14 protein-coding genes are annotated in these 12,377 nt (G+C 68.4%); 7 read left to right on the top strand and 7 right to left on the bottom strand.

The window, feature by feature from the left end; all coding sequences use genetic code 11:
* Window positions 1–3 precede the first annotated feature (3 nt).
* Entirely contained in the window at window positions 4–837 is an 834-nt protein-coding gene (gene metF / locus ACWHMB_RS18510; protein ID WP_377483381.1) for a methylenetetrahydrofolate reductase [NAD(P)H], read from the top strand.
* 301 nt (window positions 838–1,138) lie between these two features.
* Window positions 1,139–1,630 (top strand): septal ring lytic transglycosylase RlpA family protein, encoded by a 492-nt coding sequence (locus ACWHMB_RS18505; RefSeq protein ID WP_377483379.1) that lies wholly within the window; start codon window positions 1,139–1,141, stop codon window positions 1,628–1,630.
* Between the two features lie 19 nt (window positions 1,631–1,649).
* On the opposite strand, the gene paaE is transcribed toward ACWHMB_RS18505, so the two are convergent.
* The 5 genes from paaE to paaA form a co-directional block, all read right to left on the bottom strand.
* On the bottom strand, window positions 1,650–2,753 hold the full coding sequence (gene paaE / locus ACWHMB_RS18500; RefSeq protein WP_377483377.1) for a 1,2-phenylacetyl-CoA epoxidase subunit PaaE: 1,104 nt from the start codon (window positions 2,751–2,753) through the stop codon (window positions 1,650–1,652).
* A gap of 5 nt (window positions 2,754–2,758) precedes the next feature.
* On the bottom strand, window positions 2,759–3,364 hold the full coding sequence (gene paaD / locus ACWHMB_RS18495; protein ID WP_377483375.1) for a 1,2-phenylacetyl-CoA epoxidase subunit PaaD: 606 nt from the start codon (window positions 3,362–3,364) through the stop codon (window positions 2,759–2,761).
* A gap of 70 nt (window positions 3,365–3,434) precedes the next feature.
* Window positions 3,435–4,283, bottom strand: a complete 849-nt coding sequence (gene paaC / locus ACWHMB_RS18490; RefSeq protein WP_377483373.1) for a 1,2-phenylacetyl-CoA epoxidase subunit PaaC — start codon at window positions 4,281–4,283, stop codon at window positions 3,435–3,437.
* On the bottom strand, window positions 4,283–4,582 hold the full coding sequence (paaB, locus tag ACWHMB_RS18485) for a 1,2-phenylacetyl-CoA epoxidase subunit PaaB (protein WP_293221523.1): 300 nt from the start codon (window positions 4,580–4,582) through the stop codon (window positions 4,283–4,285). Before paaB ends, paaC begins: the two co-directional genes overlap by 1 nt.
* On the bottom strand, window positions 4,579–5,607 hold the full coding sequence (gene paaA, locus ACWHMB_RS18480; protein WP_377483370.1) for a 1,2-phenylacetyl-CoA epoxidase subunit PaaA: 1,029 nt from the start codon (window positions 5,605–5,607) through the stop codon (window positions 4,579–4,581). Before paaA ends, paaB begins: the two co-directional genes overlap by 4 nt.
* 222 nt (window positions 5,608–5,829) lie before the next feature.
* Between paaA and ACWHMB_RS18475 the strand changes: the two genes are divergently transcribed.
* Genes ACWHMB_RS18475 through paaX form a run of 3 tightly spaced genes read left to right on the top strand, consistent with a single transcriptional unit; the run spans window position 5,830 to window position 8,960 of the window.
* On the top strand, window positions 5,830–6,858 hold the full coding sequence (locus ACWHMB_RS18475) for a hypothetical protein (protein WP_377483368.1): 1,029 nt from the start codon (window positions 5,830–5,832) through the stop codon (window positions 6,856–6,858).
* Between the two features lie 4 nt (window positions 6,859–6,862).
* Entirely contained in the window at window positions 6,863–7,915 is a 1,053-nt protein-coding gene (locus ACWHMB_RS18470) for a 2Fe-2S iron-sulfur cluster-binding protein (RefSeq protein WP_377483366.1), read from the top strand.
* Window positions 7,916–7,973: 58 nt separating this feature from the next.
* The gene (gene paaX / locus ACWHMB_RS18465; RefSeq protein WP_377483364.1) at window positions 7,974–8,960 is read left to right on the top strand and encodes a phenylacetic acid degradation operon negative regulatory protein PaaX; all 987 of its coding nucleotides are present in this window, start codon (window positions 7,974–7,976) and stop codon (window positions 8,958–8,960) included.
* Here the strand turns inward: paaX and ACWHMB_RS18460 are convergent.
* Both ACWHMB_RS18460 and ACWHMB_RS18455 read right to left on the bottom strand, forming a co-directional pair.
* The gene (locus tag ACWHMB_RS18460; RefSeq protein ID WP_377483362.1) at window positions 8,939–9,901 is read right to left on the bottom strand and encodes a 23S rRNA (adenine(2030)-N(6))-methyltransferase RlmJ; all 963 of its coding nucleotides are present in this window, start codon (window positions 9,899–9,901) and stop codon (window positions 8,939–8,941) included. The genes paaX and ACWHMB_RS18460 overlap by 22 nt on opposite strands.
* Before the next feature lie 93 nt (window positions 9,902–9,994).
* Complete coding sequence (locus ACWHMB_RS18455; RefSeq protein ID WP_377542571.1) at window positions 9,995–11,293, bottom strand: integrase; 1,299 nt, start codon at window positions 11,291–11,293, stop codon at window positions 9,995–9,997.
* A 214-nt stretch (window positions 11,294–11,507) separates the two neighbouring features.
* On the opposite strand from ACWHMB_RS18455, the gene rplM reads away from it, so the two are divergent.
* On the top strand, window positions 11,508–11,936 hold the full coding sequence (gene rplM, locus ACWHMB_RS18450; protein ID WP_377480947.1) for a 50S ribosomal protein L13: 429 nt from the start codon (window positions 11,508–11,510) through the stop codon (window positions 11,934–11,936).
* A 9-nt stretch (window positions 11,937–11,945) separates the two neighbouring features.
* Window positions 11,946–12,338 carry a 30S ribosomal protein S9 gene (gene rpsI, locus ACWHMB_RS18445; protein WP_377480944.1) on the top strand — a complete coding sequence of 131 codons (393 nt, stop codon included), beginning with the start codon at window positions 11,946–11,948 and terminating at the stop codon, window positions 12,336–12,338.
* Window positions 12,339–12,377: the final 39 nt, after the last annotated feature.

Here is a 12,377-nt window from a genome sequence, read left to right as displayed (position 1 = left end):
GCCATGACCCTGCCCATCAGTTTTGAATTCTTCCCGCCCAAGACGCCCGAGGGCGTGGCCAAGCTGCGCGGCGTGCGCCAGCAGCTGTACGCGCTGGCGCCCGAGTTCTGCTCGGTCACCTACGGTGCGGGCGGCTCCACCCAGGCCGGCACCTTCGCCGTGGTGGCCGAGATGCTGGCCGAGGGCGCGCAGGCGGTCAGCCACTTCTCGTGCATCGGCGCCACGCGCGCCTCGGTGCGCGCGCAGCTGGCCGAGTTGCGCGCCATGGGCGTGACGCGCCTGGTGGCGCTGCGCGGCGACCTGCCCAGCGGCTACGGCGCGGGCGGCGAGTTCCAGTACGCGAGCGACTTGATCGCCTTCATCCGCGCCGAGACGGGCGAGCACTTTCGCCTGTACGCCGCCTGTTATCCCGAGATGCACCCGCAGGCGCGCTCGCCCCAGGCCGACCTGCAGGCGCTGGCGGCCAAGGTGCGCGCCGGCGCCGACGGCGCCATCACGCAGATGTTCTTCAACGCCGACGCTTACTTCCGCTTTGTCGACGAGGTGCGCGCGCTGGGCCTGGAGGTGCCCGTGGTGCCGGGCATCATGCCCATCACCAACAGCTCCGGCCTGCTGCGCTTTGCCGACAACTGCGGCGCCGAGGTGCCGCGCTGGATGCGCCTGCGCCTGCAAAGCCTGGGCGACGACGTGGCCGCCATCAAGGACTTCGGCCTGGACGTGATGGCGCGCCAGTGCGAGCGGCTGATCCAGGGCGGCGCGCCCGCACTGCACTTCTACACCCTCAACCAGGCCGCGCCCACGCTGGCCCTGTGCCAGCGCCTGGGGCTCGGGCGCTGATCCGGGGATGTTTGTTATTCAACCATTTGTATCTAACGCCAAGGGGTTGGCCAACCGTTTTGATCTAAAAACCCGGTTTTGATACATAAAACCACTTGCCGGGCGGGCCTCAGCCCCTAGAATCCGCCGCATGTTACGGGACACCTCTCCCGGCGCCCCCTGCGGGGCGGCGCCGGTTTCGGGAAGTGCAAGCCGTCAGCCTTCAGGCATTTTGCGCCGCATGTCGTGGATCGGCGCCCTGCTGTTGGCATGCGGGCCGCTCGCGGCCCAGACGGTGTCGCCAGACGCTTCCACCTCATCGTTGACGCAGTCTTGCAGCTCGGCCAAGGCCGTGCACGACATGCGCTGCCCCAATTACACCGGTTTCAAGTCGCGCCTGGGCGGACGGGCCGAGGCCGCGCCCAAGCTCGACCTGGATCCGGCGGCCCTGGGCCGTGCCCTCGGGCGCACCTTGCAGCGCGGCGTGGCCTCGTGGTACGGCCCGGGCTTTCACGGCCAGCGCACCGCCAGCGGCGAGCCCTACGACATGCATGAGCTCACGGCCGCGCACAAGAGCCTGCCCTTCGGCACGCGCCTGCTGGTGCAGAACCCGCGCACCGGCAAGCAGGTGGTGGTGCGCATCAACGACCGCGGACCCTTCGTGGCCGGCCGGGTGATCGACCTCAGCCGCGCCGCCGCCCGCGCGCTGGGCATGCTGCAGCGCGGCCACGACACCGTGGTGCTGCGCGAAGTGCTGGGCGATGAGGTCGACGCCCTGCTGGTGAGCGCCGAGAATTCGATCAGCCTGCGCTGACGGCCGGCGCGGGCGCCGCTCAGCGCTCGTCGTAGCTCACCGTCAGCCGGTCGGTGGTGGGCCGCGCCTGGCAGCTCAGCACGAAGCCCTGGGCCATCTCGTCGGGCTCCAGGCTGAAGTTCTTGTCCATGCTCACGCTGCCTTCCAGCACCTTGGCGCGGCAGGTGCAGCACACGCCGTCGCGGCACGAGAAGGGCGCGTCCAGCCCCACGCTGAGGGCCACGTCCAGCACCTTCTGGTCGCGCCGCATGGCCAGCTGATGGCTCTTGCCGTCCATCACCAGGGTCAGCTGCACCTCGCCCACCGGCGCCTCGGGGTCGGCGTGCTGGATGGCGGCCTGGCGCGCGGCCGGGCTCATGCCGTCCAGGCGCGGCGAGGTGAAGCGCTCGGTGCGGATGCGCTCGGCTGGCACGCCGGCTTCCAGCAGCGTGGCCTCGACGGCCTCGATCATCGCCTCGGGCCCGCAGACGAAGACCTCGTCCATGCTGGCCGCCGGCAGCAGGGTGGCCAGCAGCTGGCGCACCTTGGCGGCGTCGATGCGGCCTTCCAGCAGCGGCACCTCCTGCGCCTGGCGCGACAGCACGTGGATCAGCGTCAGCCGGTCCTTGTACTTGTCCTTCAGGTCCTGCAGCGCCTCGTTGAACATCACGCTGCCCATGCGCCGGTTGCCGTAGACCAGGGTGAACTTGGCGTGCTCGCTGTCCTCCAGCGTGCTGGCGGCCAGGCTGAGGATGGGCGTGATGCCCGAGCCGGCGGCAAAGCCCACGCGGTGCAGGGCGCGCGGCTTCTTGATGGTGAAGCGCCCGTCGGGCGGCATCACCGCCAGCCGGTCGCCCGCCTTCACGCGCGTGGCGGCCCAGTTGGAGAACAGGCCGCCTTCCATCGGGCGGATGCCGACCTGCAGCTCGCGCGCCGACCGATAGTGGCTGCGCGTGGAGCAGATCGAGTAGTTGCGCCGCACGTCCTCGCCATCGAGCTCGGTGCGCAGGGTGAGGAACTGGCCGGGCTCGAAGGCGAAGGTGCCTTCCAGCTCGGGCGGCACGGCGAAGGTGAGCGCCACGGCGCCCGCCGCTTCGGGCGTGACGCGGGCCACGGTGAGGTCGTGAAAGCGCGGTGCGGCCATGTCGGTCAGATGTTCTTGAAGTGGTCGAAGGGTTCCATGCAGTCCAGGCAGCGGTACAGCGCCTTGCAGGCGGTGGAGCCGAAGTGCGAGATCTCGGTGGTGTTGGCGGAGCCGCATTGCGGGCACATCACCACGGGTTTTGAATCAAATGAGGCTCTGACGCCCGTGTGGCAAGCGCCGGCAGCTCTCATGTTGGGAGCAAGATGGATCACCGCCAGTCCATCCGCGCGTGCGGCGTGCGGCGGCGCGATGCCCCAGGCGCGCAGCTTTTCGCGCGCGGCCTCGCTTATCCAGTCGGTGGTCCACGCGGGCGCCAGCTGGGTCACCACGCGGCCGGCGACGCCCTGGCGCCGCAGGGTGGCGAGGATGTCGGCGTGGATCTGCTCCATTGCCGGGCAGCCGCTGTAGGTGGGGGTGATGACGACCTCGATCACGCCGTCGTCGCCCACGCGCAGCGCGCGCAGGATGCCCATCTCGCGCAGGGTGACGACGGGGATTTCGGGGTCGGTGAGCTCGTCGAGCGCGTTCCACAGGGCGGCGAACTCTGGGGTTTGCTCCCTCTCCCTCTGGGAGAGGGCAGGGGTGAGGGCGGGGGCGTTCAACGCTGGCATGGCCGCGCCCCTCACCCCAACCCTCTCCCCAGAGGGGCGAGGGAGCAAACTCGGGCGCGCAAAAACGAAGTCACCACACCGCCCCCGGATGCGCGCGTGCCAGGCTTTGCATTTCGCCCAGCAGGTAGCTCAGGTGCTCGGAATGCACGCCCTCCTTGCCCTGCGGCACGTAGGCGTCGACGGCGGGCGGGCGCGCGAGCGTGGCCTCCTGCAGCGCCGCGTCGACGGCGCGCTCCCAGGCGGCGCGCAGGGCGGGCACGTCGACGCCGGCCGGCACGGCCTGCGCGTCCACCGCGCTGGCGGTCCAGAACTCGGCGGTGAAGGGCAGCAAATAATCGACCGCGGCCTGCACGCGCCGGTGCGATTCGTCGGTGCCGTCGCCCAGGCGCAGCAGCCAGTCGCGCGCGTGGCGCACGTGGTAGCGCACCTCCTTCAGGCTCTTGGCGGCGATGGCGGCCAGGTCGGGGTCGGGCGACTGCGCCAGCCGCTCCCACACCATTTCCATCAGCGTGGCGTAGAAAAAGTTGCGCACGATGGCGACGCCCCAGTCGCGCGTGCCGCCGGCGGCGGGCACCAGGCCGGGGTTGTGCGGCAGCTCCTGCAGGGTGTAGTTGCGAAAGTCGCCGTCGTCGCGAAAGTAGGCCAGCGTGTCTTCGGTGACGGGGCCGGCCGGCCAGGCGCTGGGGCGCCGGGTGCGCCCCTCGGCGTTCAGGCGCGCGGCGGCCAGCTGATACAGCAGGCGTGCCTGGCCGATCAGGTCGAGCGCCTGGTTGGCCATGGCCAGGTCTTCTTCCAGGATGGGGGCGTGGCCGCACCACTCGGCGTTGCGCTGGCCCAGCACCAGGGCGTTGTCGGCCAGGTGCAGCAGGTAGTCCACCGAGGCCAAAGCCTGGTTCTCGGGTTTGACGCGCGCGTCCATCACATGTGCCCCACTTCGTCGGGGATGTCGTAGAAGGTCGGGTGGCGATAGATCTTGTCGCTGGCCGGGTCGAACATCAGTTCCTTGTCCTCGGGGTCGCTGGCGGCGATCAGGTGCGAGGGCACGACCCAGATGCTCACGCCTTCCTGGCGGCGGGTGTAGACGTCGCGCGCCATCTGCAGGGCGTGCGCGCTGTCGCTGGCATGCAGGCTGCCACAGTGCTTGTGCTCCAGGCCTTGCTTGCTGCGGACAAAGACTTCCCAAAGCGGCCAGTCCTTCAATGCGGGTTGGGTGCTCATGCGGCTTCCTTCAGATTGCGTTGTGCTTGCTTGACGGCGTGCGCGGCGGCGGCCTCGCGCACCCAGGCGCCGTCCTCGTGCGCCTTCACGCGGGTGGCCAGACGCTCGCGGTTCATGGGGCCGTGGCCGTTGACGACCTGCCAGAATTCGTCCCAGTCGATGGCGCCGTAGTCGTGCTGGCCGCGCGCCTCGTTCCATTTCAAGTCGGGGTCGGGCAGGGTCACGCCCAGCACCCGCGCCTGCGGCACGGTGGCGTCGACGAACTTCTGGCGCAAATCGTCGTTGGAAAAGCGCTTGATGCCCCAGCGCATGGCCTGGCCACTGTGCGGGCTGTCGGCGTCGGGCGGGCCGAACATGGCCAGGCACTTCCACCAGTAACGGTTGACGGCGTCCTGCACCATGTCGCGCTGCGCCTGCGTGCCCTGCATCTGCACCAGCAGCGACTCGTAGCCCTGGCGCTGGTGGAAGGACTCTTCCTTGCACACGCGCACCATGGCGCGGGCGTAGGGCCCATAGCTGCAGCGGCACAGGGGGATCTGGTTCATGATCGCCGCGCCGTCGACCAGCCAGCCGATCACGCCCACGTCGGCCCAGCTCAGGGTGGGGTAGTTGAAGATGCTGCTGTACTTGGCGCGGCCGCTGTGCAGGCCGTCCAGCATTTCGGCGCGCGAGGTGCCCAGGGTTTCGGCGGCGCTGTACAGGTACAGGCCGTGGCCGCCCTCGTCCTGCACCTTGGCCAGCAGGATGGCCTTGCGCTTCAGGCTGGGCGCGCGGCTGATCCAGTTGCCCTCGGGCAGCATGCCCACGATTTCGCTGTGCGCGTGCTGGCTGATCTGGCGCACCAGGGTCTTGCGGTAGGCGGCGGGCATCCAGTCGCGCGGCTCGATGCGGCCGTCGGCGTCGATGCGGGCGTCGAAGCGCGCCTGGTGCGCGGCGTCTTCGGCCGGCACCGCCTGCACGGCGGCCTTGGGCGCGCCGGGCTTGGCGTCGCTGTCGTCGGGGACGGAAAAGGACTGGGTGTACATGAACGGTCTCCGTTGGGGGCTGGCGCTCGTCAAGTGTAGATGAATTGACCGACCAGTCGGTCGAGGAATTCTGCTGCCTGCGCGTTCGCCCTTGCAGCGGCAATTACATCACAAAAAATATGTAATCTGTTGATTATTTGTAATATGACGAATACAGTCGAGTTTCAGGCAATCAATGTCATGTAAAGGCCTGAACCCACCCATCACACCCAGGAGACCCGCATGTCCGCCCACAAGGAACGCTTTGCCGACAAGATGGAACTGCCGCCGGCAACGCCGCAGCCCAACATCTACCCGCTGTCCTGGCACAGCAAGACCAAGAAGTTGCAGGAGGTGTGGGAAGCCTCGCTGCGCGAAGCCTGGGAGCCCGAGAAGCTGCCCTGGGACACGCTGGACGTGGACAGCTATTCATGGGAAGAGCGCGAGTCCATCGCCTACTGGTGGACGCTGCTGTCGGTGTTCGACGCCTCGGCGCCGCCGGTGTTCGCCGAGGCGCTGATCAAGACCTACGAGGTGCACGAGGAAGACCCGGTGCGCAAGTGCTTCTTCTCGGTCACGCGCGACGAGCAGAACCACGAGATCATGTGCGGCCAGGCCATCACGCGCATGCTGGGCCACCCCGACCCGCTGAGCTACCAGCCCAAGACCGAGCTGGGCCGGCGCCTGCAGAAGAACGCCCAGTGGCTGTACTTCAACGGCGGGCGCTACTGGACGGGCTACAAGCAGGCCGTGCCCAGGTACGACCTGGCGGTGCTGTTCAGCTCCTTCCTGATGGGCGAGATCGCCGCCGCCACCATCTTCAAGCAGATGTACGAAAGCGCGCGCGAGCCGGTGTTCAAGGAAGCGTTCAAGAACATCGGCCGCGACGAGGGCCGTCACATGGCGATCTGCATGGCCGTGATGGAGCGCGACTACCCGGGCCTGAAGGACGCCGACAAGGCCATCGTCACCAAGCAGATTCGCGCCGGCTACCTGTTTCTGTCGGCCGTGCTGTTCGAGCCGCCGATGGAGTTCTGGGACCTGCCGGCCGACTTCATCGACAACCAGCGCGAGGCCGAGGAAGTGGCGCGCGGCGCGGGTTTCGGCATCCCCAGCTACGAGATGAAGAAGGAAAACTGGCGCAACGCCATCATCAACCTCAAGGGCGTGCTGGACCGCTACGACATTCCGTTCCCGGCGATTCCCGAAGTCGGCATCACGGGCCAGGAAGTGTCGGACGCCGACATGGACGACATCATCCCGGTGTTCTGACGACATGTCGCGCGTCACCATCCAGCCCTCGGGAAAAAGTGTCGAGGTCGCCGCCGGCGACACCGTGCTGATGGCGCTGGAAACGGCCGGCTACGCCCTGCCCAACAACTGCCGCGCCGGCGCCTGCGGCGAGTGCAAGGTCAAGGTGCTGGCGGGCGAATACGACCAGGGCATGGTGCTGGACATGGCGCTGTCACCCGAGGAGCGCTGCGATGGCTTCGGCCTGATGTGCATGGCCAAGCCGACCACCGACGAGCTGGTGATCGAATGGGGCACGGCCGACGCGCGGCCCAAGCTGTTTCCGCCGCGCGAGAACGCCCTGTTCGTCGTCACCGACAAGCGCCCGGTGGCCGCGCGCGCCATCGAGCTGCACCTGCGCCCGGTGGGCCAGCCGATCCGTTACTGGCCGGGCCAGTACGTGACGGTGGGCGATCCGCGCGGCGGCGTGCCGGCGCGGGCCTACTCCATCAGCAACGCGCCGCGCCCCGATGGCGAGCTGGTGCTGCAGGTGGCGCGCGCCGACGGCGGCCTGACCAGCGCCTGGATCCACGACCGGCTGGCGGTGGGCGAGAGCCTCAAGATCAGCGGCGCCTACGGCACCTTCATCGGCGATCCGGCCGTCGACACGCCGGTGCTGTGCCTGGCCGCCGGCACCGGCCTGGCACCCATCCTGGCGCTGACCGAGGCGGCGCTGCGGCGCGGCTTTCGCAAGCCCGTCATGCTGCTGCTGTCGGCGCGCACGCGCGAGGACGCCTATGCCCAGGGCCTGATGGCCTGGTGGCGCACCAAGCACCGCAACTTCGACTATCGTGTCACGCTCACGCGCGAGCAGGCCGAGGGCTTTCTGCACGGCCGCGTCGACGCCGTGCTGCCCGGCCTGCTGCCCAACCTGGCCAGGCACACGGTGTTCGCCGCCGGCAGTCCGGAATTCACGGCCAGCTGCGTGGAGACGGCCAAGGCGCTGGGCGCCGGCGCCGACATGATCTACACCGAAGGATTTTTCGCCATGCAGCAACCCACCGTCGCCGACCGCGAGCACCTGTTGCCCCATCCGTGAGCGCGCCGGGCCGCTCCCAAGCGCGAATCCCGCAGCGCGCAGCGCGGAGGGTCGTCCAGTGAGGCGCGGCGCGTCGGCCGCCGAGTTGGCGCGCGCGCGCATCGACGCGCACCGCCAGCAAAGCCGGGTGCGCGCCGGCGCGCTCATCATTTCGCTGTTCGGCGACGCGGTGGCGCCGCGCGGCGGCCGGCTGTGGGTGGGCAGCCTGATCCGCCTGCTGCAGCCGCTGGGCATCGACGAGCGCCTGGTGCGCACCGCCATCTCGCGCCTGGCCAAGCAGGCCTGGCTGCGCATCGAGTCGCACGGCCGGCGCGCCGACTACCTGCTGACCGAGGCCGGCCAGCGGCGCTTCGAGGAGGCTTCGCGCACCATCTACGCCGCCCAGCCGCGCGCCTGGGACGGGCGCTGGCGCCTGCTGCTGCTGGTGCGCGAGCTGCACGCCAAGGCGCGCGAGCCGCTGCGCCGCGCGCTGGCGTGGCAGGGCTTCGGCCAGCTGGGGGCGGACTGCTTCGTTCACCCCGGCGCCGATCTGGACGAGGCGCTGCAGGCCCTGGTCACGGAGGGCCTGGCCGAAGCGCCGGCGCAACTGCTGCCCCTGCTGGCCAGCGACGCGCGCCACGGCTTGGGCCAGAGCGACGCCGAGCTGGTGCGCCGCGCCTGGAATCTGGACGAGTTGGCCCAGGCCTACAGCCGCTTCGACGCCGACTACGGCCCCATCGCGTGCGCGCTGCAGGCCGACGAAGCGGGCCAGGCCATCACGCCGGAAGACGCCTTCCTGCTGCGCACCTTGCTGATCCACGACTGGCGGCGCCTGCTGCTGCGCGACCCGGAGTTGCCCGACGTCCTGCTGCCGGCCGGCTGGCCCGGCCGCGCGGCGCGCCAGCTCACGCGCGATCTGTATCGGCGCCTGCTGGCGCCGTCCGAGCGGCATCTGGACGCGCTGCTGCAGCGCGCCGACGGGCAGCCGCTGCCGCCGCCCGACGCCGCCAGCCGGCAGCGCTTCGGCGGCGCCCGCAGTGGTGCTCAGCCGGCGTCCACCGTGTAGCCCTGCCCGCGTCCACGGCCGAGTGCCTGCACCACGTCCGGCAGGGCGCCGCGCAGCGCGGGTGCCAGGGTGTGCGGTGGGTTGATGACGAACATGCCGCTGGCGCTCAGGCCGGGCGCGCCGCCCGGCGGCACGCCGATGTGCAGCGTGGCATGCAGCCAGTCGCGCCCGGCCTGCTGCGCCAGCGTTTTCAGGCGGCGCGGCAGGGCGTGCGCCTCGGGCCGCGCGATGATGGGGTACCAGACCGCATAGACGCCGGTCACGAAGCGCTTGAGACCGTCCTGCACGGCGGCAGCCACCTTGGCGTAGTCGCTCTTGATTTCGTAGCTGGGATCGATCAACACCAGCGCGCGGCGCGAGCCGCCGGCGGCCGCCGGGGGCGGCAGCAGCGCCTTCAGCGCGACAAAGCCGTCCTCGCGCGCCATGCTGATCTGGCGGCCGGCGCCCAGCTGCGCCACGTGCGCCTGCAGCGCCTGCCAGTCGGTGGGGTGCAGCTCGAACAGGCGCAGGCGGTCGTGCACGGCGGCGCGTTCGGGCTCGCTCATCAGCGCATGCAGGATCAGCGGCGATCCCGGGTAGACCTTCCAGGCCGCGCCCGGCGCCGCGCTGCGGTTGAAGCCGGCGATCAAGCGCAGGTAGTCCTGCAGGATGTTCGCTTCTGAATCAATAGCTGTTTGCGCTTGATCCACGGCGGCTGCAGCCACATTTGGCTTGAAATCGGTCGCCAGCGCCGCCTGCAGGCGCGCAATGCCCGCCAGCGCCTCGCCCGAGGTCTGCGCCGCCTGGTCATCCAGGCGGTAGATGCCGGCGCCGGCGTGGGTGTCGATCAGCGTCAGCGCCCCGCTTTTTTGCATCAGGTGGCGCACGGTGGCGATCAGCACGAGGTGCTTGAGCACGTCGGCGTGGTTGCCGGCGTGAAAGGCGTGGCGATAGCTGAACATGGGGGCGATGGTAGCCGGGCCGGGCGGGCCTCGTCGGCGCCAGTCTTTTCCAATTCAGGTATGAGCCTGAACGAGCCGGATTGAAGGTTGGGTTCAGGCCAAGCGTCTGGATCGTTTTTCAATTGTCGCAAACAGCGCCATGCGCGCTGCATTGAGCTGTTCAGCGGCCTGCAAGTCAGTCACTTGCACGGCCTGCTGTTGCAGCAGCTGGACAGTGATGCCGCGGCGCAACTGCTTGTCAATGTCCGGCAAGCTCGCGAGCTTCTCCAACGGCGTTTGCACCAGCTCGGGTGGGTAGGTCTTGCGAATTTTGCCCTTGGCATCCATCACCTGCTTGGCAAACAGGCAAGGGCGGTGCAGGTTGACGTAGGTGTTCAGATGCTCTTGGCAGAACGTGTTGATCAGGCCGGCAAAGCGCTGCGGAATATGGCTGTAGCCGAACGTCTTGCGCACCACGGCGGCGTTCTTGCTCTCGGCCAACGCGTTGTCATTGCTCTTGCGCGGGCGCGACTTGGTCTGCTCGGCCTGCAGCTTGCCCAGCAAGGCGGCCACCTGTCGATTGACGAACTCGCCGCCGTTGTCCGAATGAAAGCCGCGGATCGGAAACGGAAACTGAGCCATGAGCTGCTCCAACACCGGCAGCAAGAACGCCTCGCTGATGCGCTCGCAGCAAGCCACCACCTCCCACTGAGTGAGGATATCGACGGCATTGACGTAGTACACCCCCTTGATGCGATCGAGATCGCCCTGATGGACGCTGTCGATGCGAATGAAGCCCACTCGCCCGCCGGGGTCGGGCGCGCGTCGCTGGCCAATGGCATTGAGCACGGGCCGGGTTTTGGTCAAGGACACCCGGGCGGCTTTGTATGGGCCGCTCTTGCGCAGGTTGTACAGGTGCGAGGGCGACAGTTGCGCCAGGCGTTCAAAGCGCGCATCACCGTGCACATGCCAGGCGCGGCGCAGCAGGTGCACCGTCGCCGGCCCCGACAAGCAGCCATGGGCGCGATCAACGCTCACCAGCAGCGCCACATCGGCGGGGCTGTAGCGCCGGGCAAAGGCATGCGCTGGCACGCGGTAGCGCTTGGCCAGAGGCTGGCCTTCCAGCACGCGCGCCAGCAGCCGCGTCAGTTGCGCGCGCGAGTAGCCGCTGGTGCGCGCCAGATAGCGCAGCACGATGCCCTTGTCGGGCCTGGACAGACGCGTATAGCCCAAGCGGCGCACCACGCTGGCAATGTGCGCATAGCGCTCTTGATCATCGGCGAAGGCGCTGAAGCTGACCTCCAGCGTGCCTTCGAGAAACGCCTGCAATTGGGCAATGCTGCCCAGCCGGGATTCGTCCATGTCGATCACCATCTGAAAAATGATCGACCCAGATCGCCCATTCAGGCTCATATCTCGTTGGAATCTCGGCAACTCGTTCAGGCTCATACCTCGTTGGACAAGACTGCGCCTTGGCCAGCGTTGAAAAACCGGTTAAAATGCTCGGCTTTGCAGCGATTTGCGGCCCCGCGGCAAAAGCAAGATCACCACCTAAGAGGCTCCCGTCCTAGAGGAGCACCGACCGTGGAAAAGGGCCGACCAAACCAGCTTCCTTCAAGGAAAACTCATGAAAACGTTCAGCGCGAAACCCGCTGACGTGACGCACGAGTGGTTTGTGATTGACGCGACCGACAAGGTCCTCGGACGGGTAGCCAGCGAAGTTGCCCTCCGTCTGCGCGGCAAGCACAAGGCCATTTACACGCCTCACGTCGATACCGGCGACTTCATCGTGGTCGTCAACGCGGCCAAGCTCCGCGTCACCGGCGCGAAAGAGCTCGACAAGAAATACTACCGCCACACCGGCTACCCGGGCGGCATCCGCGAAACCAATTTCCGCGACATGCAGGCCAAGCACCCCGGCCGCGCGCTGGAAAAGGCCGTCAAGGGCATGCTGCCCAAGGGCCCGCTGGGTTACGCCATGATCAAGAAGCTGAAGGTGTACGGCGGCGCCGAGCACCCGCACAGCGCCCAGCAGCCCAAGGCGCTGGAAGTCTAAGGAGCCGAGATGATTGGTGAATGGAACAATGGCACCGGCCGTCGCAAGTCCAGCGTCGCCCGCGTGTTTCTGAAAAAGGGCAGCGGCAAGATCACGGTCAATGGCAAGTCCATCGAGCAGTTCTTCGGCCGCCAGACCTCGATCATGATCTGCAAGCAGCCGCTGGTGCTGACCGAGCATGTCGAGACCTTCGACATCCAGGTCAACGTCGCCGGCGGCGGCGAATCGGGCCAGGCCGGCGCGGTGCGTCACGGCATCACCCGCGCGCTGATCGACTACGACGCCAACCTCAAGCCCCAGCTGTCGGCTGCCGGCTACGTCACGCGCGACGCGCGCGAGGTCGAGCGCAAGAAGGTCGGCCTGCACTCCGCGCGCCGCCGCAAGCAGTTCAGCAAGCGCTGATCGAGCCCGCGGGGCCTGCGCCCATCCACCGCGCCTGCC

The sequence above is a fragment of the Ottowia pentelensis genome (assembly GCF_964341695.1).
Note: the sequence above shows the minus strand (reverse complement) of the source record. Positions and strands in the feature narration are given on the sequence as shown.

Coding starts and splice junctions, on each gene's coding strand:
- rpsI (WP_377480944.1), top strand. CDS start 11,946: ATGATTGGTGAATGGAACAATGGCACCGGCCGTCGCAAGTCCAGCGTC.
- ACWHMB_RS18460 (WP_377483362.1), bottom strand. CDS start 9,901: ATGTTCAGCTATCGCCACGCCTTTCACGCCGGCAACCACGCCGACGTG.
- paaE (WP_377483377.1), bottom strand. CDS start 2,753: ATGGCCGCACCGCGCTTTCACGACCTCACCGTGGCCCGCGTCACGCCC.
- ACWHMB_RS18455 (WP_377542571.1), bottom strand. CDS start 11,293: ATGAGCCTGAATGGGCGATCTGGGTCGATCATTTTTCAGATGGTGATC.
- paaD (WP_377483375.1), bottom strand. CDS start 3,364: ATGCCAGCGTTGAACGCCCCCGCCCTCACCCCTGCCCTCTCCCAGAGG.
- ACWHMB_RS18475 (WP_377483368.1), top strand. CDS start 5,830: ATGTCCGCCCACAAGGAACGCTTTGCCGACAAGATGGAACTGCCGCCG.
- rplM (WP_377480947.1), top strand. CDS start 11,508: ATGAAAACGTTCAGCGCGAAACCCGCTGACGTGACGCACGAGTGGTTT.
- paaC (WP_377483373.1), bottom strand. CDS start 4,283: ATGGACGCGCGCGTCAAACCCGAGAACCAGGCTTTGGCCTCGGTGGAC.
- paaA (WP_377483370.1), bottom strand. CDS start 5,607: ATGTACACCCAGTCCTTTTCCGTCCCCGACGACAGCGACGCCAAGCCC.
- ACWHMB_RS18470 (WP_377483366.1), top strand. CDS start 6,863: ATGTCGCGCGTCACCATCCAGCCCTCGGGAAAAAGTGTCGAGGTCGCC.
- paaB (WP_293221523.1), bottom strand. CDS start 4,582: ATGAGCACCCAACCCGCATTGAAGGACTGGCCGCTTTGGGAAGTCTTT.
- metF (WP_377483381.1), top strand. CDS start 4: ATGACCCTGCCCATCAGTTTTGAATTCTTCCCGCCCAAGACGCCCGAG.